The organism is Ideonella alba (assembly GCF_018069875.1).
In the GTDB taxonomy this organism is placed as follows: Bacteria; Pseudomonadota; Gammaproteobacteria; order Burkholderiales; family Burkholderiaceae_C; genus Ideonella; species Ideonella alba.
In genome coordinates, this window is record NZ_JAGQDF010000006.1 from 224,620 (window position 1) to 245,677 (window position 21,058).

A 21,058-nucleotide genomic window follows, 5' to 3' on the forward strand; every position below is an offset into this window, starting at 1 on the left:
TTCGGTGCGCACGCCGCGTGGGACTTGTTCAGCGTTGCCTTAGACTGGGCCCATGCTGATCGACGCACTGGTCTCCGCCCGCGACCTGGGTCGCCTGGTGGACATCGTGGGGGTGCTCACCCGCCACGGCCTGGGCGATCTGGTCCAGCGCATGGGCTGGACCGAGGCCCTGGAGAAAGCCGGCCACCACATGCGCCTGGAGCGCACCGCCGAGCTGGCCCGGCTGCCGCGCCCGGTGCAGCTGCGCATGGCGCTGGAAGAGCTGGGCCCCACCTTTGTCAAGCTGGGCCAGATCCTGGCCGGCCGGGCCGACCTGCTGGGGCCCGAGTACATCGCCGAGCTGGAGCACCTGCACAGCCGGGTCCCCGCGCTGCCGCTGGAGGCCCTGCGCAGCCAGCTGCGCGAGGACCTGGGCGGCGAGCCCGAAGACGTCTTCGCCCACTTCGACCCCGAGCCGCTGGCTGCGGCCTCGATCGCCCAGGTGCACCGTGCCCGCCTGCACGATGGCACCGAGGTGGTGGTCAAGGTGCGCCGCCCCGGCATCGGCGACGTGATCGATGCCGACCTGCGGCTGCTGGAGCGCCTGGCCGCGATCGCCGAGAACCGCCTGCCCGCGCTGGCGCCCTACCGCCCGCGCGGCCTGGTGCACGAATTCGGCCGCTCGCTGCGGCGCGAGCTGGACCTGGCCGCCGAGTGCCGCAACGCCGAGCGCATCGCGGGCAACCTCAAGCCGCTGGACTTCGTGGCCATCCCGCCGGTGGTGTGGGACTTCACCAAGGAGCGCATCAACGTCCAGCACTACGTGGGCGGCGTGCCTGGGCAGGCGCTGGACCGGCTGGACGCCGAGGGCTTCGACCGCCAGCTGCTGGCGCGCCGCGGTGCCCAGGCGGTGATGAAGATGATCGTCGAGGACGGCTTCTTCCACGCCGACCCGCACCCCGGCAACGTCTTCTACCTGCCGGGCAACCGCATCGCCTTCATCGACTTCGGCATGGTGGGCCGCCTGAGCCAGCGCCGGCGCGAGGAACTGCTGCAGTTGCTGCTGGGCCTGGTGCAGCGCCAGCCGCGCCAGGTGGCCGACGTGCTGCTGGACTGGGCCGAGGCCCAGGGCGGCGGCCTGGCCGGCGCCCACCTGGGCCAGCTCGAGGCCGAGATCGAGGGCTTCGTCGACCAGTACCACGGCACCCCGCTGGCCCAGCTGAACCTGGGCCAGATGCTGGCCGACACCACCGCCATCCTGCGTGAACACCACCTGGCCCTGCCCTCGGACCTGGCCCTGCTGATCAAGGCCTTCATCTCGCTGGAGGGCATGGGCCGCGCACTCGACCCCGCCTTCCACATGGCCACCGAGGCGCTGCCGCTGCTGCGCCAGGTGGTGCGTGCGCGCTACCAGCCGCGCGCGCTGGCGCTGCGCGGCTGGAGCTCGCTGCAGCGGGTGCTGCAGATGGCCGAGCAGCTGCCGCACGACATCTCGCACCTGCTGCGCAGCGCCCGCCGCGGCCAGCTCAACGTGGCGATCGACGTGGTCCACCTGCAGCATGTGGGCGACCAGCTCGACCGCGCCGCCAGCCGGCTGGCGGTGTCGCTGGTGATCGCCGCACTGATCATCGGCTCGTCGATCGTGATGACGGTGGGCGGCGGGCCACAGCTCTTCGGCCTGCCCGCCTTCGGCCTGCTGGGTTTCGTCAGCGCCACGGTGGGCGGCATCTGGCTGGTGCGCAGCACGCTGCGCGCCCGCCGCCACGACTGAGGTGCTCATGCCCATCGACCTGCCCAAGGACGTCCGCGCTCAGGCCATCGCCTCGATCGAGCGCTACTTCCGCGAACACATGGACGAGCCGATCGGCAACATCGCCGCCAGCGGCCTGCTCGGTTTCTTCCTCGAGGAGATCGGCCCGGTGGTCTACAACCAGGCGGTCAGCGATGTGCAGGAGCGCCTGCAGGCGCGCGTGGCCGAGGTGGACCTGGAGGTGCACGAAGAGGCCTTCGGGTACTGGAAGAAGTACGAGAAGGCCGCCAAGGGCCGGCGGTGACGCCGCGGCGCACCCGGCCATCGCGCCGCTCGCGCCCCACTCAGTGCGCGTAGCTGAAGGCGCGGGTGATCGTCCAGCGCTGGTCCTGCAGACGCCACAGGATGGTGAACTCGGCACGGCCCTCGCACGGGTGCGTGCCGCCGCCGGGCTTGTAGTGGCAGAACGCGTGCTCGCCACGCGCCAGTGCACCGTAGTCCTTGATCGGCCAGACCTTCAGCGTGCCCGGCACCAGCTCGCGCTGGAACTTGCCGCAGACATTGGCCGCGGTCTGCGCGATCATCGCGTCGCGGGTCCAGGTGACGCCGCCGAGGTCGTGGTAGAACTCCACCGCCGGATCGAAGAAGCTGGCGTAGCGTGCCAGCTGGCCCGGTTCCTGGCAGCGGTTGAAGGCATCGAAGGCGGCGCTGTCGAGCGCGGCGATCGTGCGATGAAGTGCTGACTCGACCGGACTGTCGTCGGCGGCGCGAGCGGCCTGGGCGGTCATCACCATGCCGGTGAGGACGAGGCTGCACAGAGACGGGCGAAGAGCGGGCATCGGGAACCCCTGGGCGGATTGGGAAGGCTGACATCGTCGGTAGCCAGCCCGGCGCCATCAAGCGCACGGCGACCACCCGCACAGGCCGCTGACCAGCTGCAGTCGGGGCCGACGAACGGGCCCCGCGGCGACAGATCCACACTCAGATGTGAGTGATTGCTCTCCTTCGGGCCGCCATGGCACGTATGCGCATGAGGTGCCGCACACCGGGCGGCCCTCATGGCGCGAGGCCGCTGGGCATTTCCCGCTCAACAGCAGGCCACACGCGCCGATACATCCCTCAGGTCCTGCGGCGCACAGGCGGCGCCGTGGGTGTGATCCCCCTGAGCCTTGCCATGACCCCTTCCTCGCTGAACCACAGTTTCCGTCTGATCTGGTCCGACCGTCTGCAGGCCTGGGTGGCCGTGGCGGAATGCACGGCCGGGCGGGGGAAATCGCGGTCCGGGCGGGCGGGGCGGGTGCTGCGCAGCCTGCTGGCCTCGGCGTCGCTGCTGGGTGCGGGCGCCGTGTGGGCGGCCGATCTGCCCACGGGCGGTCGGGTGACCTCCGGCAGCGCGACGCTCAGCCAGAGCGGGCATCTGCTGACAGTGCAGCAGTCCAGCCAGCGGCTGGTCACCTCCTGGGACAGCTTCAGCATCGCGCCAGGCAGCACGGTGCGCTTCATCCAGCCGGGCGCCTCCTCGGTGGCGCTGAACCGGGTGCTGGGCGCCGAGGTGTCGACCATCCAGGGCGCGCTGCAGGCCAACGGCCAGGTGTTCCTGCTCAACCCCAATGGCGTGCTGTTCAGCCCCACGGCGCGGGTCGACACCGGTGGGCTGGTGGCCTCGACGCTGAACCTGGGCGATGCCGATTTCCTGGCCGGACGCTACCGCCTGAGCGGCAGCAGCACGGCCACGGTGCAGAACCAGGGCCAGATCCAGGCGCCGGGCGGCACGGTGGCGCTGCTGGCCGCGCGGGTGGTCAACGAAGGCCAGATCCGCGCGGACCGCGGCCATGTGGTGCTGGGCTCGGGCCAGGACATGACCCTGGACGTGGGCGGCCCGGTGCGCCTGCAGATCGACCGCGGTGCGCTGGACGGCCTGGTGGCCAACGGCGGGGCGATCCGCGCCGATGGCGGTACGGTGCTGCTGACCGCCCGGGCGGCCGACGCACTGAGCAGCTCGGTGATCAACCAGCAGGGCGTGATCCAGGCGCAGACGCTGTCCACCGGCGAGCGCGGCGAGATCGTGCTGCTGGGCGACATGGGCCACGGCACGCTGAACGCGGGGGGCCGGCTGGACGCCAGCGCGCCGACCGGCGGCCAAGGGGGCTTCGTCGAGACCTCGGCGGCCCAGGTCAACACCCAGGCGGGGCTGCAGGTCACGGCCGGGGCGCGCGATGGCGCGGGCGGTCAGTGGCTGATCGACCCGTACGACTACACGATCAACGCCACGGCCGCCGGCAACATCGCCTCGGCGCTGAACAGCGGCACCAGTGTCACCGTCACCACCCAGACCAACAACAGCAGCTACGGCGCCACGGCCAGCGGCAGTGGCGACATCACGGTCAGCAGTGCGATCACCAAGAGCGCCGGCGGCAACGCCACGCTGACGCTGCGCGCCGACCGCAACATCATCGTCAACAGCGCCATCAGCGCAAGCGCCGGCGCGCTGGGCATCACGCTCAGCTCGGCCAACAATGCGGCCAGCACGCTGGGCGGTGTGTCCATCAACGCCAACCTCAGCAGCAACGGCGGCCGCATCCTGATCGGCGGTGCCGGCGGCAGCGTGACCAGCAGCCAGGCCTACGGCATCGGCTATGCGCTCAACAGCAGCGCCAGCACGGCGGCGGTGAAGATCGGCAGCAACGTGTCGATCAGCTCGGGCGGTGGCGACATCACCATCAACGGCCGCTCGGCCGGTACCGCAGGCGGCGCCTACACCGGCGTCAACGGCGGCGTGTACGTGCTGTCTGGGGCCACGGTGGACACCAGCGGCGGCAACCTCTTCATCGGGGCGCGCAGCACCGGTGACGCCAAGGTCTTCGCCTTCGGCCTGGAAGCCTCGTCGGGCACCACCACCACCTTCAAGACCAGCACCGCAGGCGGCGGCATCTTCGTCGATGCGACCAACGACCTCAACGCGCTGGGCTCGCTGGGCCTGACCAGCAATGGCAGCCAGGCGCGCATCCAGTTCTGGGCGCCCAGCGTGGCGCACTTCCTGTTCCGCCTGAACGGCTCCAACCAGGCGGCCACCTTCACGCAGAGCCCGCCGTGCCACCCCGGCTACCCCAACTGCGGAACCATGGTCATCCCGGGCGGCAACCAGAGCTACACCTCGGCCGGCTACAACGCGGTGAGCATGGCGATGTACCCGATCTACATCTTCACCGGCAGCGCCACCCGCACCTATGACGGCACCACCGATGCCAGCGGCCTGGGGCTGAGCGCACTGGGCGGCCCGGTCGGCTTTGCCTACACCGACCTGGGCCCGCTGAGCTTCTCCACCTCCAGCAAGAACGTCGGCAGCTACACCTCGCTGACCAGTTCGGGCACCAACCCCACCACGTACCAGTCGGGCACCTACGCGGTGGCCTATTTCAATCAGGGCACCTACACCATCACCGCGCGGCCGATCAACAGTTTCTCGGCGGGCAACAAGGTGTACGACGGCACCACGGCGGCCCATGTCACCAGCAGCGACATCGTCAACGGTGACGCGGTGACGGTATCGGCCACCGGCGGCTTCACCAGCGCCAACGTTGGCCAGGGCATCACCGTGAACGTCAGCGGCGTGTCGCTGACCGGGGCCGATGCCGGCAACTACACCGTGAATGCCTCGGGCAACATCAGCACCACCGCCGACATCACGCCTGCGCCGCTGACCATCACCGCGGCCAATGCCAGCAAGACCTACAACGGCCTGGCCTACAGTGGTGGCAACGGCGTCAGCTATTCGGGTTTTGTCAACGGCGAGACCGCGAGCGTGCTGGGCGGCACGCTCAGCTATGGCGGCAGCGCGCAAGGTGCGACGAACGCCGGCAGCTACGCGATCACGCCGGCCGGGCTGACCTCGTCGAATTACGACATCAGCTTTGCCAATGGCACGCTGAGCGTCGATCCGGCCACGCTGACCTACACCGCCAGCGCTGCCTCGCGCACCTACGGCGCTGCCAACCCCAGCCTGAGCGGCAGCGTCACCGGCTTCGTCAATGGCGAGACCCTGGCCAGCGCCACCACCGGCACCGCCGCCTTCAGCACCACCGCCACCGGCAGCAGCCATGTCGGCAGCTACGGCATCACCGGCGCCGGCCTGACGGCGAACAACGGCAACTATGTCTTCGTGCAGGACGCCGGCAATGCCAGCGCACTGAGCATCACGCCCGCCACGCTGACCTACACCGCCAGCAGCGCCACACGCACCTACGGTGCGGCCAACCCGGCGCTGGGCGGCACCGTCACCGGTTTCGTCAACGGCGAGACCCTGGCCAGCGCCACCACCGGCACCGCCAGCTTCAGCACCGCGGCCACCAGCGCCAGCCATGTGGGCAGCTACGCGGTCAACGGCTCGGGGCTGAGTGCCAACCACGGCAACTACACCTTCGCCCAGGCCGCCGGCAACAGCAGCGCCCTGGCGGTCACGCCGGCGGCGCTGACCATCACCGCCAACGGGGACAGCAAGACCTACAACGGCCTGGCCTACAGTGGCGGCAACGGCGTCAGCTACTCGGGCTTCGTCAACGGCGAGTCGGACAGCGTGCTGGGCGGCACGCTCGGCTACAGCGGCAGCGCGCAAGGCGCCCGCAACGCCGGCAGCTACCTGATCACCCCCGCGGGCCTGAGTTCGTCGGACTACAACATCAGCTTCGCCAGCGGCACACTCATCGTGAACCCGGCCACGCTGACCTACACCGCCAACGCGGCCTCGCGCACCTACGGCGCGGTCAACCCGGCGCTGGGTGGCAGCGTCACGGGCTTCGTCAATGGCGAGACCCTGGCCAGCGCCACCACCGGCACGGCCGCCTTCAGCACCACCGCCAGCACCGGCAGTGGCGTCGGCAGTTACGGCATCAGCGGCAGCGGCCTGACGGCGAACCACGGCAACTATGTGTTCGTCCAGTCCGCGGGCAACACCCAGGCGCTGAGCATCACGCCGGCCACGCTGACGGTCACCGCCCATGACGCCCGCAAGACCTTCGACGGCCAGGCCTACAGCGGCGGCAACGGCGTCAGCTACAGCGGCTTCGTCAATGGCGAGTCGGCCGGCGTTCTGGGCGGTACGCTCAGCTACGGTGGCAGCGCCCAGGGCGCCAGCAACGCCGGCACCTACACCATCACGCCCCAGGGACTGACCGCCGCCAACTACACCATCGTCTTTGCCAACGGCAGTCTGACCGTGGACCGCGCCGCCCTGGTGGCGATCACCGCGGCGCTGTCTGGCCAGACCAGCAAGGTCTACGACGGCACGACCCGCGCCACCCTCGTGCCGGGCAATTTCGTGCTGAGCGGCTTCGTGGGCAGCGATGGCGCCACCGTGACACGCAGCGCGGGCGAGTACGCCAATGCGCAGGCCGGCACCGGCAAGCTGGTGAGCACCACGCTGCAGGCCTCGGATTTCGTGGCCAGCGGCGGCACCGATCTGTCGAACTACGTGCTGCCCACCAGCGCCAGCGGCTCGATCGGCACGATCACGCCGGCCTCGTTGACCGTGACGGCGGCGGATGTGGCCAAGGTCTACGACGGCCAGGCCTTCCACGGCGGCCAGGGCGTGCAGTTCAGCGGCTTCGTCAACGGCGAGTCGGCCAGCGTGCTGGCCGGCACGCTGAGCTACGGCGGCAGCGCCCAGGGTGCGCTGCATGCCGGCAGCAGTGTGATCCTGCCGCAGGGCCTGAGCTCGGCGAACTACGACATCCACTATGTCGGTGGCCAGTTGCTCATCACCCCGGCAACGCTGACGTTGGCGGCCCAGCCGGCGTCGCGCACCCAGGGCAGCGCCAATCCGGTGCTCGGCGGCAGCGTCACCGGCTTCGTCGGCAACGACACGCTGGCCAGCGCCACCACCGGAACCCTGGTCTTCACCAGCACGGCCGACGCCAGCAGCGCGCCAGGCTCCTACGCCGTGGTCGGCAGCGGCCTGAGCGCACGCTACGGCGACTACGTCTTCGTGCAGGCGCCCGGCAACCTGGACGCGCTGAGCGTGACCGCGCCGGCCAGCAACGCAGACGCCTTCCTGCCGCGCACCGCACCCGTCCCGAACTTCCCGGACAACGCGCTGCCGGCCCTGGGCAGCCAGGCCAGCGAGCCCACGCTGGGCAGCCTGAACTACGTGCCGATGAGCTCGGCGCCGACTGCAGACAACGCGCCCGCAGCGCCGACCAGCGGCGTGGCTGCCGCACCGGCCGGTGCGGGCCCGGCAGCGCCGGCTGCCGTCGGCCCACGTGCCGCGCGCGCCGGTCTGGCCGGCGTGGCCGTGTCCAGCGCCAATGGTCCGCTGGATGTCTTCGTGGTCGATGGCGGCATCAACGTCGACGCGCCAGACCGCGCGCCGGCACGCTGATCACCTCTGATTCCCCTGTTGTTCCGGTGATGCTGCGGCACCGCCACGCGATCCAATTTCCCACGATGACCCTCGCTCCCGTTCCCACCCGCCTGGCGCTGGCGCTCGCCTCGGCCCTGCTGGTTCCCGCCGCTCTGGCGCAGACCGGCGCCGGCATGCAGTTGCAGCAGCCCGTGCCCCCTCAGCCGCAGCTCAGCGACCCGGTGCTGCCTGCACCGGCATCTGCCCCGGCGGTGGCCGCCCCCAGCGGCAGCGGCCTGCGCACCGCGCTGCGATCGATCACGGTCAGCGGCAACACGCTGATTGACGCGCCTAGCCTGCTGGCGGCGTTGGGGCCCCTGGAAGACCGCCTGTTCGATCTGGCCGGGCTGCAGGCCCTGGCGCAGGCGGTGACCCAGCTCTACCGCGATCGCGGCTACCCCTTCACCCAGACCGTGCTGCCGCCGCAAAGCCTGGCCAGTGGTGAGCTGAGGCTGCAGGTCATCGAGGGCGTGTACGGCCGGATCACACCCGTGGGCGACGATCCACTGGTGCCGGGCGCGCAGCCCTTCCTGGACGCCCACCTCGCGCCGGGTGATGCCATCCACACCGCCGCGCTGGAACGCGCGATGCTGCTGCTCAACGACCAGCCGGGCTTCCGGGTCCAGCCCACGCTGCGCCCGGGCCAGGGCCGCGGTGAAGGCGACCTGGTGGTGGAGGTGGCACGCCGCAACCACTGGAGCGGCGAGGTCGGCCTGGACAACGCCGGCAGCCGCGCCACGGGCGAGTACCGCGCCCGCGCATCGGTGTCGATCAACAGCCCGTGGCGTTTCGGCGACCGCGTGGCACTGACCGCGCTGGCCACCGACAAGCGCATGTGGCTGGGCTCGGCCGAGTACGAGAGCCCGCTCGATGGACGGGGCCTGCGTGGCGGCCTGTCGCTGGCGCGCACCAGCTACCAGCTGAGCGGCGGCTTCTCGGCCCTGGACGCCCAGGGGCGCGCCGATGTGCTGGGCCTGCGGCTGAGCCAGGCGGTCCAGCGGACCCAGCGCAGCAACCTGAGCGTGTCGCTGGGCCTGCAGGAGAAGCGCCTGCATGACGACTTCGGTGGCGGCAGCCTGCAGCGCGACAAGCGCAGCCGCCTGGCCCTGCTGGGGCTGCAGTTCGACCACCGCGACGACTGGCTGGGCGGCGGCGTCACCTACGGCTCGACCAGCCTGACGCTAGGCAGCCTGTCGCTGGACGCCGCCTCGACCGTGACCGATGCCGTCACGGCCCGCAGTGCGGGCGACTTCCAGAAGTGGAACCTCGACATCGCCCGCATCCAGCGCCTGGGCGGGCCCTTCAGCCTGTACGGCCGGTTCTCGGCCCAGGCGGCGGCCAAGAACCTCGACGCCTCCGAAAAGCTCGGCCTGGGCGGCTTCCTGGGCGTGCGCGCCTACCCGCTGGGCGAAGCCAGTGGCGATGCCGGCTGGCTGGGTCAGATGGAGCTGCGCTGGGACCTGGGCGCGGTCACGATGTTCGCGCTGGCCGATGGCGGGCGCATGCGCACCAACCAGCAGCCCTGGTCGGTCGACAGCCAGGCGCGCCGTTCGCTGGCCGGTGCCGGACTGGGTCTGCGCTGGCTGCACCAGCACGCCAGCGTGGAGGCCACGCTGTCGCAGCGGGTGCGCGGCGGCGCGCCGACGGCCGACACCGCGGACCGCCGGCCGCGCGCGTTCGTGGTCGCGTCCTACCGCTTCGACTGACGGCCTCGGCTGCGCTGCGGCTGCTCAGCGCAGGCGCGCGATCGCCACGAACGCGGCGGTCAACAGCGCGCCGTGGCTCACTGCCGCGGCAATCGCCAGCACGATGGCCGGCTTCAGCACGGCGGGTCGGTCGGCCCGGGCGATCACCAGCACCGCGCTGGGCAGCGACAGCGCCAGCGAGCCCAGCGCCCACCACGCGGTCATCGGCAGCACGTCGGCCCGCCACCAGGCAAGCAGCCAGCCGTGGGCCAGCAGCACGCTGCCCAGGTGCGCCCAGGCCGCCGGCCGCGGCCCCCAGCGCACGACCAGGGTGCGTTTGCCCACCGTGGCGTCCGCGGCGGCATCCGGGTACTGCGCCACCCACAGCACGTTCATCACCAGCAGCGCCAGGCTGACGCCGCTGACCATGGCGATGGCGCTGAAGGCGTGGCGCTGCACATAGTCGGCGCCCACCACGATCAGCCACCAGCCGGCGGCCACCGACAACTCGCCCAGGCCGCGCGACATCAGCGCCACGCGCGGGCTGGAGTAGGCCCAGCCCAGCAGCGCGCCCGCCAGCCCCACCAGCAGCAGACCGGGGCCGGCGCGCGCGGTCAGCAGCAGCCCGCCGCCGATGACGACGATGGCCAGGTTGATCGCCGCCGTCCGGACCTGCGCCGCGCTGAACACACCGTCCTGGATGAAGCGCGAGCCGCCGGTGAAGGGGCCGATGCGACCGGTGTTGACGGCGTCCGAGCCGCCCACCGCGTCGCCATAGTCATTCCACAGGTTGACCGCCGCATGGGTGAGCAGCGCCAGCAGCACGGTGGCCACCGCACCCAGCGGGTCCCAGCCGCAGCCGCAGGCCTGGGCCTGGGCGATGCCGGTGGTCACGGCCACCAGCGTGACGCTGAGGAAGCCGGGGCGGCTGGCCGCCACCCAGCGGCCGGCCCGTGCGATGTGCTCAGATACTGCCATGGGTACCCAGCATACGGCAGAAATGGACAGGGGCCCCGCAGGGCCCCTGAATGGCGCTCAGCGCGCTCCGTGCGCTCAGGCGGCCGCTTGCGGGTTGCGCAGGCGGATGTGCAGTTCGCGCAGCTGCTTCTCGTCGACCAGGCTGGGCGCGCCGGTCAGCAGGCACTGGGCGCGCTGGGTCTTCGGGAAGGCGATGACGTCGCGGATCGACTCGGCCTTGGTCATCAGCGTGACCAGGCGGTCCAGGCCGAAGGCCAGGCCGCCGTGCGGCGGCGCACCGTACTGCAGCGCATCCAGCAGGAAGCCGAACTTGACCTTGGCGTCCTCGGGCGTGATCTTCAGCGCATCGAAGACCTTGGACTGCACCTCGGCGCGGTGGATACGGATCGAGCCGCCGCCCAGTTCCCAGCCGTTGAGCACCATGTCATAGGCCTTGGCAATGCAGGCACCGGGGTCGGTGTCCATCAGGTTCTCGTGGCCGTCCTTGGGGCTGGTGAACGGGTGGTGCACCGCGTTCCAGCGGTCCTCCTCCTCGTCGTGCTCGAACATCGGGAAGTCGACCACCCACAGCGGCGCCCAGACGTCGTCGAACAGGCCATGCGACTTGCCGAACTCGGAGTGGCCGATCTTGATGCGCAGCGCGCCGATCGCGTCGTTGACCACCTTGGCCTTGTCGGCGCCGAAGAAGATCAGGTCGCCATTGCAGGCGCCGGTGCGCGCCAGGATCTCGGCGATCGCGGCATCGTGCAGGTTCTTGACGATCGGCGACTGCAGGCCCTCGCGGCCCTTGGCCACATCATTGACCTTGACCCAGGCCAGGCCCTTGGCGCCGTAGATCTTGACGAACTCGGTGTAGCCGTCGATCTCGCCGCGGCTCATCTCGCCGCCGCCAGGCACGCGCAGCGCCACCACGCGACCACCCGGGGTGGTGGCGGGGGTGGAGAAGACCTTGAAGTCGACGTCCTTCATCACCTCGGTCAGCTCGGTGAACTGCAGCTTGACGCGCAGGTCAGGCTTGTCCGAGCCGTACTTGAACATCGCGTCGGCGTAGCTCATCACCGGGTAGACCGGCAGGTCCACGCCAATGGCGTTCTTGAACACCGTGCGGATCATGCCCTCGAACATCGCGCGGATCTCTTCCTCGGTGAGGAAGGAGGTCTCGATATCGATCTGCGTGAACTCGGGCTGGCGGTCGGCGCGCAGGTCCTCGTCGCGGAAGCACTTGGTGATCTGGTAGTAGCGGTCGAAGCCGGCCACCATCAGCAGCTGCTTGAACAGCTGCGGGCTCTGCGGCAGCGCGAAGAACTGGCCGTCGTGCACGCGGCTGGGCACCAGGTAGTCGCGCGCGCCCTCGGGCGTGGACTTGGTCAGCATCGGGGTCTCGATGTCGACGAAGCCGTTGGCGTCGAGGAACTTGCGCACTTCCATCGCCACGCGGTAGCGCAGCATCAGGTTCTTCTGCATCGCCGGGCGGCGCAGGTCCAGCACGCGGTGCGTCAGGCGCACGGTCTCGCTGAGGTTGTCGTCGTCGAGCTGGAACGGCGGCGTGACGCTGGCGTTGAGCACTTCCAGCTCATGGCACAGCACCTCGACCTTGCCGGAAACGAGGTTGGCGTTCTCGGTGCCGGCCGGGCGGGCCCGGACCTTGCCGACGACCTTCAGGCAGAACTCGCCGCGCACGCCCTCGGCGGTCTTGAACATCTCGGGGCGGTCGGGGTCGCAGACGATCTGCACCAGGCCTTCGCGGTCGCGCAGGTCGATGAAGATCACGCCGCCATGGTCGCGGCGGCGATGGGCCCAGCCCATCAGGGTCACGGTCTGGTCCATCAGCGCTTCGCTGACCAGGCCACAGTAGGTGGTACGCATGGGATGCTTCTCCGTACGGAAACTGGTGAGGTGGCGGTGCCGCGCGGGCGCCGCAGAGGTGTTGTCGTGCCTCGGGGGTGGAGCGGTCAGCCCTCAGGACTGAATGCCGGGCCAGGCATTCAGCCCGCCCGGTTGGGGTCAGCCTCCTCCGGCCGGGGCTGCGGGGCCTCGGCCGGGGGCGCGACCACGCCCATCGAGATGATGTACTTGAGCGCCTCGTCCACGCTCATCTGCAGCGGCCGCAGCGCGGTGCGCGGCAGCATCAGGAAGAAGCCCGAGGTGGGGTTGGGCGTGGTGGGCACGTAGACGCCCACGTGCTCGCCCGGCAACTGGTCGGCCACGTCGCCACCGGGCGTGCCGGTGACGAAGGCGATCGTCCAGGCGCCGGCACGCGGGTACTCGATCAGCACCGCCTCGCGAAAGGCGTTGCCGTTGCTGGAGAACAGCGTGTCCGAGACCTGCTTGACCGAGCTGTAGATCGACTTGACGATGGGGATGCGGTTGAGCAGCGCATCCCATTGCCGCACCCACCACTGGCCGAAGATGTTGGTGACGAACACGCCGGTCAGCACCAGCAGCACGACCATCACCACCACGCCCAGGCCCTTGATCCGGCGCAGCGCGTCAAGGAAGTCGTAGGCGCTGTGCGGCAGCAGCACCTGCGCCACCGACAGCACGCCGGCGAACATGCCGTCCATCATGCCCAGCACCCACAGCAGCACCCAGACGGTGATGGCCAGGGGCAGCCAGGTCAGCAGGCCGGCGAGCAGGTACTTTTTCACGTCAGGGGGTGTCCCGGGTCAATGGCAGGCGCAGGAGCCGCCGCAGGGCGTGCCGCCCGACGGTGCGGCAGGCGCGCTGCTGTCAGCCGCAGGAGCGGCGGCCGGCGCGGCAGCGGCGGTGGATGCAGCGGCGGCGCCACCGCCCTTGAAGTCGGTGGCGTACCAGCCCGAGCCCTTGAGCTGGAAGCCGGCGGCAGTCAGTTGCTTGGAAAACTGCTCGGCACCGCAGGCGGGGCAGACCGTCAGCGGGGCATCGGACATCTTCTGCAGCACGTCCTTGGTGTGGCCGCACGCGCCGCAGCGATAGGCGTAGATCGGCATGACCTGTCCCTCACACAAAACCGTTGATTATAAATTGACCGCCCCGTCGCTGGTTGCCCAGGCCGGCGGGGAGGTCGCCCGAGAGGGCGAAGGTGGGGACGATGGCGCCCGGCTTCAAGCCCCCGGCGCGTCGGGCAGGCCTTCGACGTGCTGTTTGTGCACGTGGCGGTTCTTCAGCCACTGCGGCGCCAGCGAGCCGGCGATCATGCCCACGAAGGCGGCGATCAGGCCGGCCAGCTGGCCCGGGAAGGCCTGGCCGAAGTCGCTGACCTGCGGGAAGAAGACGATCCACACACCGACGCCGGCGCCCAGCGAAAAGATCGCGCCCTGGGTGGTGGCGCGCTGCCAGTACAGGCCCATCACCAGCGGCACGAAGGCGCCGACCAGCGTCACCTGGTAGGCGGCCGAGACGAGGTCGTAGATCGGCGTGCCCTTCATCGCGATCGCATAGGCCAGCACCAGCGCGGCGAAGATGACGATGGTCCAGCGCATCGCCAGCAGCTGTTCGCGGTCCTTCATCGGGCCGCGCAGGTTCTTGACGATGTTCTCGACGAAGCTGGTGGAGGGTGCCAGCAGCGTGGCCGAGGAGGTGCTCTTGATGGCCGACAGCAGCGCGCCGAAGAACAGGATCTGCATGATCAGCGGCATCTGGCCCAGCACGAAGGTGGGCAGCAGGCGCTGGTAGTCGTTCTCGGCCAGGTCCAGGGCCTGCTGGCCCAGCACCACCACCGCGCTCATCACGATGAACATGGGCACGAAGGCGAACAGGATGTAGGCAAAGCCGCCGATCATCGCGCCGCGGCGCGCGGTCTGCGCGTCCTTGGCCGACATCACGCGCTGGAACACGTCCTGCTGCGGGATGCTGCCCAGCATCATGGTCAGTGCGGCGCCCAGGAACATCGCGATCTCGGTGAAGCTGGGTTCGGGGAAGAACTTCCACAGGTCCTTGTCGGTGGCCACGGCCAGCACCTTGTCGGCGCCGCCGGCCAGGTCGGCCGAGAAGATGGCGATCACCGACAGGCCCACCACCAGCACGATCATCTGGATGAAGTCGGTCCAGGCCACCGCCAGGAAGCCGCCCACCACCACATAGATCAGCACCGCCAGCGTGCCGACGATCATGCCGGCGGTCTCGCTCATCGCACCGTCGGTCAGCACCGAGAAGACCAGGCCCAGCGCGGTGATCTGCGCCGCCACCCAGCCCAGGTAGCTCAGGATGATGGCCAGCGAGCAGAAGACCTCGACGCCCTTGCCGTAGCGCTCGCGGTAGAAGTCGCCGATGGTCAGCAGGTTCAGCCGGTACAGCTTGGCCGCAAAGAAGGCGCCCACCAGGATCAGGCAGGTGCCGGCGCCGAACGGGTCTTCCACGATGGCGCCCAGGCCGCCCTGGACGAAGCGTGCCGGGATGCCCATCACCGTCTCGGCGCCGAACCAGGTGGCGAAGGTGGTGGTGATCACCATGATCAGCGGCAGGCTGCGGCCGGCAATCGCGAAGTCGCTGGTGTTCTTGATGCGCGTGCCGGCCCACAGGCCCAGGCCGAGCGTGCCCAGCAGGTAGAGCACGACGAAGACGATCAGCGTGGTGTTCATGGCGCGAACTTGAGGGTCTGGCAGGAAGCGGCCGCCCCAACGCGGCCGGGGGCGATTATCGCGGCAGCGGCGGCCCGGTTGCGGTGCGGCGTCGATGCCGGCGCGACCCCTGCGCCCCGCCGTCACCCGGGTCACCCGGGGAGACCCGCGCTAGGACAAACCCGTTGATCGGGCGGTTTGGCCGCAGACCCTAGGGAAAGCGACAAGGCCGGCGCCTTGTCAAGGCCAACGCTCGACCCTAAGCTTGTCTGAAAGCGCTTTCAACCATCTCATCCCTTCCCGATCCGACGGCCCAGATCCCGACCCGACGCCCCAGCGGCCGCCTCACGGAGGCGGCTACGGCTGACCGAAAGGCCCGACCCGCATGAACGCCTTTGCGAACCGATTCTCCCTGGCTGCCAGCCTGCTGGCCGCCTGCCTGGTGCTGGCCGCTTGCGGCGGCGGCAGCGCCACCCCGCCGCCGGTCACCGTGTCCGAGCCCACCGGCGGCGGCACCTCCACCGACACCACGCCCCCCACGCTGACGATCACCGACGATGTGGCCGACGGCGTGAAGGCCTCTGGCGACGTGACCTTCACCTTCACCTTCAGCGAGCCGGTGGGAACCTCGTTCAACACCGCGGGCGTCAGCCTCACCGGCGGCACCAAGGGCGCGTTCACGGTGACCAGCAACAGCTCGGCCACCCTGGTGGTGACGCCCCTGCCCGACACCGTCGGCTCGATCGTCATCACGATCGGGGCGGGCAAGTTCTTCGATGCCGCGAACAACCTGAACACGACCAGCATCACGCACAGCCAGGACTACGACACCGACCTGCCGCCCACCGTGTCGATCACCGACGACGTGGCCGCAGACGTGGCCGATGGGCCGGTCACCTTCACCTTCCACTTCAGCAAGGACATCGGCTCGTCCTTCACGGCGGCGGACATCAGCACCTCGGGCGGCAGCGTCGGCGCCTTCACCCGTGTCAGCGGCAGCGTGGCCACGCTGCGCATGCTGCCGCCGGCCAATGGCACCGGCAGGCTGTCGGTCAGCGTGGCACCGGGCTCGGTGATCGACCTGGCGGGCCACGCCAACACCGTGGGTGCCTCCGCCCACCAGGACTACCTCACCACGGCCGATGTGACGCCGCCGACGCTGCTGATCACCGACAACGTCCTGACCGACCCGGCCAGCGGCGTGGTCACCTTCACCTTCACCTTCAGCGAGGACGTGGGCAGCAGCTTCACGGCGGGCGACATCGCCGTGACCGGCGGCACCGCGGGCACGCTGCAACGTGTTGACGCCACCACCGCGCGGCTGGCCGTGACACCCCCCACCAACGCCAGCGGCGTGATGAGCGTCAGCGTGGCCGCCGGCCGCTTCAGCGACCTCAGCGGCAACGCCAACACCGCGGCAGCCAGCGCCAGCCAGAGCTTCGACACCCGCGTGACCTCGGGCGACACCGGCACCTGCACCAGTGCGCCCTGCCTGGATTTCGCCGGTGCCAACGTCGGCTACCTGCCCTTCGAGGGACTGGTCACGGCAGAGCAATCGGCCGATCCGGTCAATGCGCTGAACAAGGTGGCCAAGTTCGTCAAGGGCCCGAGCGGCCAGCCCTGGGCCGGTGCCACCGTCTACACCGCGGCCACCGACAACTCGGTGGCTGCGGTGGGGCTGTCGACCAGCAAGCTGGTCACGCTGCGGGTCTATGCCGAGGCGGCCGGCCAGACCATCCGCATGAAGATCGAGAATGCGGCCGACTCGCTCACCTCGCTCGAGGCCGAAGCCCTGACCACCCAGGCAGGCGTCTGGGAGACGCTGACCTTCGACTTCTCGGCACCGGTGGCGGGCACCTACGACCCCTGCAAGGCCTACAACAAGGTCAGCCTGTTCCCGCAGTTCTCGGTCAGCGCCCCGCCGGCCGCGAACACCACCACCTACTTCGACGAACTGAAGTACGCCGCCGACACCGGTGGTGGCGGTGGTGACAGCTGCGGTGTCGACCTGATCGACCTGGTCGGCGGCAAGTTCGCCAGCAGCTATTCAGCGTCCGGCAATGCCTGGATCTCGGCCGAAGGCGGCGACGCGATCACCTACATCGACAGCAGCGTCACCACCCAGTACTGGTGGGGCGGCTCGGCCCCGGGATCGGACACCACGCCGGCCAACTACTACTTCGGGTATGGCATCAATGTGGCCAGCAAGCCCTGGGGCTTTGCCGCCGCCGTGAAGGCGCCCACCAATGGCGCGGCGCGCGTGGCGCAGTACGGCAGCTTCAAGATCGAGGTCTGGGGCAACGACGAGTTGATGCGCACCCTGCCCACGCTGACGGTGCTGATGGTCGGCAAGACGATCAATGGCTGCGCCGCGGTGCTGCAGGGCAGCTTCCAGGTCACCGGCACCGGGCCGCGCGCCTACACCGTGCCGATGTCCAGCCTGGTGCTGCAGACGCCCTGCGCCTTCACCACGCCGACGGCGGCCCTGATCGGCGGCGTGGCCGAGATCCACATCCAGGTGCTCGGCGACAACGTCCAGTACAGCACGCCCGCCGACGGCAATGGCAACTACGCGAACGGCCTGAACATCGGCCCGATGACCTTCCTCAACACCGGCCTGATCCGCCACAAGCGGCCCCAGGCCCACCCGCCCCGCCTGCCCAGGCCGCACCTGCGCGCCACCGACTGAGGCGCCGACCTTCCACGACACGCAAGCCAGCCCGGCAGGACCCTTGCCATCCTGCCCACCACAAGACTGAGCCCATCTGAAAGCGATTTCAGACGCGATACCGCCGCGATGGCAACGACCCCACTCCCTCACCCGTCCGCAAGGAGCTTCCGACCATGACCGCCTCTCTCAAGACCTTCCCTCTGTCAACGCTGGCCCTCTCCGTGGCCCTGTGCCTGGGCACGGGCTTCGTCACCTCCGCCGTGGCCGCCACCGAAGCGACCTGCGCCCGTGGCACGACCTGCCTGAGCTTCAGTGCCAGCACCCTGTACGACCCGTTTGAAGGTCTGGTGTCGGCCGGCATGGTCAAGGACCCGGTCAAGGCGAACCGCCCGAACAACGTGGCCAAGTTCGTCAAGGGCCCGTCCGGCCAGCCCTGGGCAGGCGCCACGGTGTACACCAACGCCACCGACAAGTCGGTCAAGCCGATCGGGCTGGACAAGAGCAAGATCATCACCGTGCGCGTCTATGCCGCGGCAGCCGGCCAGACGATCCGCCTGAAGGTCGAGAACTCGCTGGACCCGACCACCTCGGTCGAGACCGATGCCACGACCACGGTCGGTGGCGCCTGGGAAACGCTGACCTTCGACCTGGGCCAGCCGGCGCCCGGCACGCCCGCCTACAACCCGGCCAAGACCTACAACAAGATCAGCCTGTTCCCGCAGTTCTCGGTCACCGCGCCGCCGGCCGCGGACACCACCACCTACTTCGACGACCTGGTCTACACCACCAAGAAGGGCAGCGGTCCTCAGGCGCCGCTGGTCTACGCCGCCAACTATTCGCAGGTCGACCCGGTGACCTGGACCTCCACGCAGGGCGGCACCGCCGGCAACTACATCGACACCACGGTGCCGAGCCAGTACTGGTGGAACGGCGTCGCCCCGGGTGACGCCACGCCGAGCTTCTACTTCGGCTACGGCATCAACGTGAACCAGAAGCCCTGGGGCTTCGGCGCCTTCGTCAATGCGCCGGCCAATGGCACGGTCAAGGTGGGCGGCTACACGAACATGCGGATCGCCGTGTGGGGCAACGATGAGCTGATGAACCACCACCCGAACCTGGCGCTGCTGCTGGTGGGCCCGTCGATCAGCGGCTGCGCCGCCGTTCTGACCAGCTCGGTCGCGGTGACGGCTCCGGGCGTGCAGAACTACACCGTGCCGATCAGCAGCTTCGCCCTGACCACGCCCTGCGGCTATGCCAGCGCCAGCGCCGCGCTGGCGGGTGGCACGGCCTCGGCCCACGTGCAGGTGCTGGGCAGCAACATGCAGTTCACCGCGGCCACCGACGGCAATGGCAACTACGCGAACGGCCTGAACATCGGCCCGATCAGCTTCGAGTGAAGCTCCCCGCGGGCCTGGCGGGCGAGCGTCTGGCAACGGCGCTCACCGCCTGGCCTGCCGCCGCGCTCGGGGGCCCGCCCTCGGGCGCGTACCTGCAAGGGCGGACGCTCAGAGCCCGCCGTGGCCGAAGACCTGGGTGACCAGCCGGGCCACCACCATGCCCAGCAGGAAGCCGCCGGCGGCCACCAGCAGCATGGTCACCAGGCGGTTGGTGCGGCGCTGCTCGCGCAGCAGCGCACGCAGCAGATCGCGGTCGTCGCGCGGCGGGCGCTCCAGCGCGTGGTGCACCAGGCGCGGCAGGTCGGGCAGCAGGCGGGCGTACTGCGGCGCCTCGTCCTTCAGGCGGCGCACCAGCGCGCGCCAGCCCACCTGCTCGTCCATCCAGCGCTCCAGGAAAGGCTTGGCGGTGTCCCACAGGTCGAGGTCGGGGTCCAGTTCGCGGCCCAGGCCTTCGACATTGAGCAGCGTCTTCTGCAGCAGCACCAGCTGGGGCTGGATCTCGACATTGAAGCGGCGCGAGGTCTGGAACAGGCGCAGCAGCACCTGGCCCAGCGAAATGTCTTTCAGCGGGCGGTCGAACTGCGGCTCGCAGGTGGCGCGCACCGCCGCTTCCAGCTGCTCGACGCGGGTGCTGGCCGGCACCCAGCCGCTCTCCACGTGCAGTTCGGCCACGCGCTTGTAGTCGCGGCGGAAGAAGGCGATGAAGTTCTGCGCCAGGTAGTTCTTGTCGACCTCGGTGAGCGTGCCGATGATGCCGAAATCCAGCGCGATGTAGCGGCCGAAGGTGGCCGGGTCGACGCTGACCTGGATGTTGCCCGGGTGCATGTCGGCGTGGAAGAAGCCGTCGCGGAAGACCTGGGTGAAGAAGATGGTCACGCCGTCGCGCGCCAGCTTCTTGATGTCCACGCCCGCCTCGCGCAGGCGGTCGACCTGGCTGATCGGGATGCCCTTCATCCGCTCCATCACGATCACGCTGGCAGTGCACAGGTCCCAGTGCATCTCCGGCACGATGATCAGCGGCAGGTCGGCCATGTTGCGGCGCAGCTGGGCGGCGTTGGCCGCCTCGCGCACCAGGTCAAGCTCGTCGTGCAGGTAGGTGTCGAACTCGGCCACCACATCGCGCGGGCGCAGGCGGCGGCCATCCACCGACAGCCGCTCGACCCAGCCCGCCAGCACATGCAGCAGCGCCAGGTCGTCCTCGATCACCGCCAGCATGCCCGGGCGCAGCACCTTGACCGCGACCTCGCGGCCGTCGGGCAGGCTGGCGAAGTGCACCTGGGCGATCGAGGCGCTGGCCACCGGCTCGGGCTCGAACTGCGCGAACAGCTCCGCCACCGGACGGCCCAGCGCCTGCTCGATCAGCGCCTGCGACTGCGCCGCCGGGAAGGGCGGCACGCGGTCCTGCAGATGGGCCAGTTCGGTAGCGATGTCGGGCGGCACCAGGTCGGGCCGGGTGGAGAGCACCTGGCCGAACTTGATGAAGATCGGGCCCAGCGCCTCCAGCGCCAGGCGCAGGCGCACGCCGCGGGGCTGGGCGGCGACCTCGGCCGCCGGCCGCACCAGCGCCAGCGCCCAGCCGGCGGGCCGGCGGGTCAGGGTCTGCAGTGCCAGCTCGACGACGCCCAGGCGCCAGAAGGTCAGGATGATGCGGGAGAGCCGCAGCAGC

13 protein-coding genes are annotated in these 21,058 nt (G+C 69.9%); 6 read left to right on the plus strand and 7 right to left on the minus strand.

Features of this window, described 5'->3' with window-relative positions; genetic code table 11:
- Positions 1-52: 52 nt before the first annotated feature.
- A complete protein-coding gene (locus KAK07_RS12615) occupies positions 53-1,750 on the plus strand; it encodes an ABC1 kinase family protein (RefSeq protein WP_210854707.1) in 1,698 nt (565 codons plus the stop codon).
- Between the two features lie 7 nt (positions 1,751-1,757).
- Complete coding sequence (locus KAK07_RS12620) at positions 1,758-2,033, plus strand: DUF2164 domain-containing protein (protein WP_210861097.1); 276 nt, start codon at positions 1,758-1,760, stop codon at positions 2,031-2,033.
- A gap of 40 nt (positions 2,034-2,073) precedes the next feature.
- Here KAK07_RS12620 and KAK07_RS12625 read toward each other — a convergent pair whose 3' ends face one another.
- Positions 2,074-2,568 carry a nuclear transport factor 2 family protein gene (locus KAK07_RS12625; RefSeq protein WP_247664348.1) on the minus strand — a complete coding sequence of 165 codons (495 nt, stop codon included), beginning with the start codon at positions 2,566-2,568 and terminating at the stop codon, positions 2,074-2,076.
- Between the two features lie 335 nt (positions 2,569-2,903).
- Here KAK07_RS12625 and KAK07_RS12630 point away from each other — a divergent pair, with 335 nt between their 5' ends.
- Together KAK07_RS12630 and KAK07_RS12635 are read left to right on the plus strand one after the other, a co-directional pair.
- Positions 2,904-8,102, plus strand: a complete 5,199-nt coding sequence (locus tag KAK07_RS12630; protein ID WP_210861099.1) for an MBG domain-containing protein — start codon at positions 2,904-2,906, stop codon at positions 8,100-8,102.
- A gap of 65 nt (positions 8,103-8,167) precedes the next feature.
- Positions 8,168-9,829: a ShlB/FhaC/HecB family hemolysin secretion/activation protein gene (locus KAK07_RS12635; protein WP_210861101.1), complete on the plus strand. Its 1,662-nt coding sequence runs from the start codon at positions 8,168-8,170 to the stop codon at positions 9,827-9,829.
- Positions 9,830-9,853: 24 nt separating this feature from the next.
- On the opposite strand, the gene KAK07_RS12640 is transcribed toward KAK07_RS12635, so the two are convergent.
- The 5 genes from KAK07_RS12640 to KAK07_RS12660 form a co-directional block, all read right to left on the minus strand.
- Complete coding sequence (locus tag KAK07_RS12640) at positions 9,854-10,786, minus strand: prenyltransferase (RefSeq protein ID WP_210861103.1); 933 nt, start codon at positions 10,784-10,786, stop codon at positions 9,854-9,856.
- 75 nt (positions 10,787-10,861) lie between these two features.
- A complete protein-coding gene (gene aspS, locus KAK07_RS12645; RefSeq protein WP_210854712.1) occupies positions 10,862-12,652 on the minus strand; it encodes an aspartate--tRNA ligase in 1,791 nt (596 codons plus the stop codon).
- A gap of 119 nt (positions 12,653-12,771) precedes the next feature.
- Positions 12,772-13,434 carry a DUF502 domain-containing protein gene (locus KAK07_RS12650; protein WP_210854713.1) on the minus strand — a complete coding sequence of 221 codons (663 nt, stop codon included), beginning with the start codon at positions 13,432-13,434 and terminating at the stop codon, positions 12,772-12,774.
- A gap of 18 nt (positions 13,435-13,452) precedes the next feature.
- Positions 13,453-13,755 (minus strand): FmdB family zinc ribbon protein, encoded by a 303-nt coding sequence (locus tag KAK07_RS12655; RefSeq protein WP_210854714.1) that lies wholly within the window; start codon positions 13,753-13,755, stop codon positions 13,453-13,455.
- 114 nt (positions 13,756-13,869) lie between these two features.
- Entirely contained in the window at positions 13,870-15,345 is a 1,476-nt protein-coding gene (locus tag KAK07_RS12660; RefSeq protein ID WP_210854715.1) for a high affinity choline transporter 1, read from the minus strand.
- A gap of 364 nt (positions 15,346-15,709) precedes the next feature.
- Here KAK07_RS12660 and KAK07_RS12665 point away from each other — a divergent pair, with 364 nt between their 5' ends.
- Both KAK07_RS12665 and KAK07_RS12670 read left to right on the plus strand, forming a co-directional pair.
- On the plus strand, positions 15,710-18,013 hold the full coding sequence (locus KAK07_RS12665; protein WP_210861105.1) for an Ig-like domain-containing protein: 2,304 nt from the start codon (positions 15,710-15,712) through the stop codon (positions 18,011-18,013).
- Between the two features lie 155 nt (positions 18,014-18,168).
- Positions 18,169-19,392, plus strand: a complete 1,224-nt coding sequence (locus KAK07_RS12670; protein WP_210861107.1) for a hypothetical protein — start codon at positions 18,169-18,171, stop codon at positions 19,390-19,392.
- Between the two features lie 108 nt (positions 19,393-19,500).
- Here the strand turns inward: KAK07_RS12670 and ubiB are convergent, their stop codons facing one another.
- Positions 19,501-21,057, minus strand: coding sequence for a ubiquinone biosynthesis regulatory protein kinase UbiB (ubiB, locus tag KAK07_RS12675; RefSeq protein WP_375140984.1), 1,557 nt, complete (start codon positions 21,055-21,057; stop codon positions 19,501-19,503).
- Between the last annotated feature and the right edge of the window lies 1 nt (position 21,058).

What these genes read in the sequence shown, in the direction of transcription:
- KAK07_RS12615 (WP_210854707.1), top strand. Translation starts at nt 53, where the DNA reads ATGCTGATCGACGCACTGGTCTCCGCCCGCGACCTGGGTCGCCTGGTG.
- KAK07_RS12620 (WP_210861097.1), top strand. Translation starts at nt 1,758, where the DNA reads ATGCCCATCGACCTGCCCAAGGACGTCCGCGCTCAGGCCATCGCCTCG.
- KAK07_RS12625 (WP_247664348.1), bottom strand. Translation starts at nt 2,568, where the DNA reads ATGCCCGCTCTTCGCCCGTCTCTGTGCAGCCTCGTCCTCACCGGCATG.
- KAK07_RS12630 (WP_210861099.1), top strand. Translation starts at nt 2,904, where the DNA reads ATGACCCCTTCCTCGCTGAACCACAGTTTCCGTCTGATCTGGTCCGAC.
- KAK07_RS12635 (WP_210861101.1), top strand. Translation starts at nt 8,168, where the DNA reads ATGACCCTCGCTCCCGTTCCCACCCGCCTGGCGCTGGCGCTCGCCTCG.
- KAK07_RS12640 (WP_210861103.1), bottom strand. Translation starts at nt 10,786, where the DNA reads ATGGCAGTATCTGAGCACATCGCACGGGCCGGCCGCTGGGTGGCGGCC.
- aspS (WP_210854712.1), bottom strand. Translation starts at nt 12,652, where the DNA reads ATGCGTACCACCTACTGTGGCCTGGTCAGCGAAGCGCTGATGGACCAG.
- KAK07_RS12655 (WP_210854714.1), bottom strand. Translation starts at nt 13,755, where the DNA reads ATGCCGATCTACGCCTATCGCTGCGGCGCGTGCGGCCACACCAAGGAC.
- KAK07_RS12660 (WP_210854715.1), bottom strand. Translation starts at nt 15,345, where the DNA reads ATGAACACCACGCTGATCGTCTTCGTCGTGCTCTACCTGCTGGGCACG.
- KAK07_RS12665 (WP_210861105.1), top strand. Translation starts at nt 15,710, where the DNA reads ATGAACGCCTTTGCGAACCGATTCTCCCTGGCTGCCAGCCTGCTGGCC.
- KAK07_RS12670 (WP_210861107.1), top strand. Translation starts at nt 18,169, where the DNA reads ATGACCGCCTCTCTCAAGACCTTCCCTCTGTCAACGCTGGCCCTCTCC.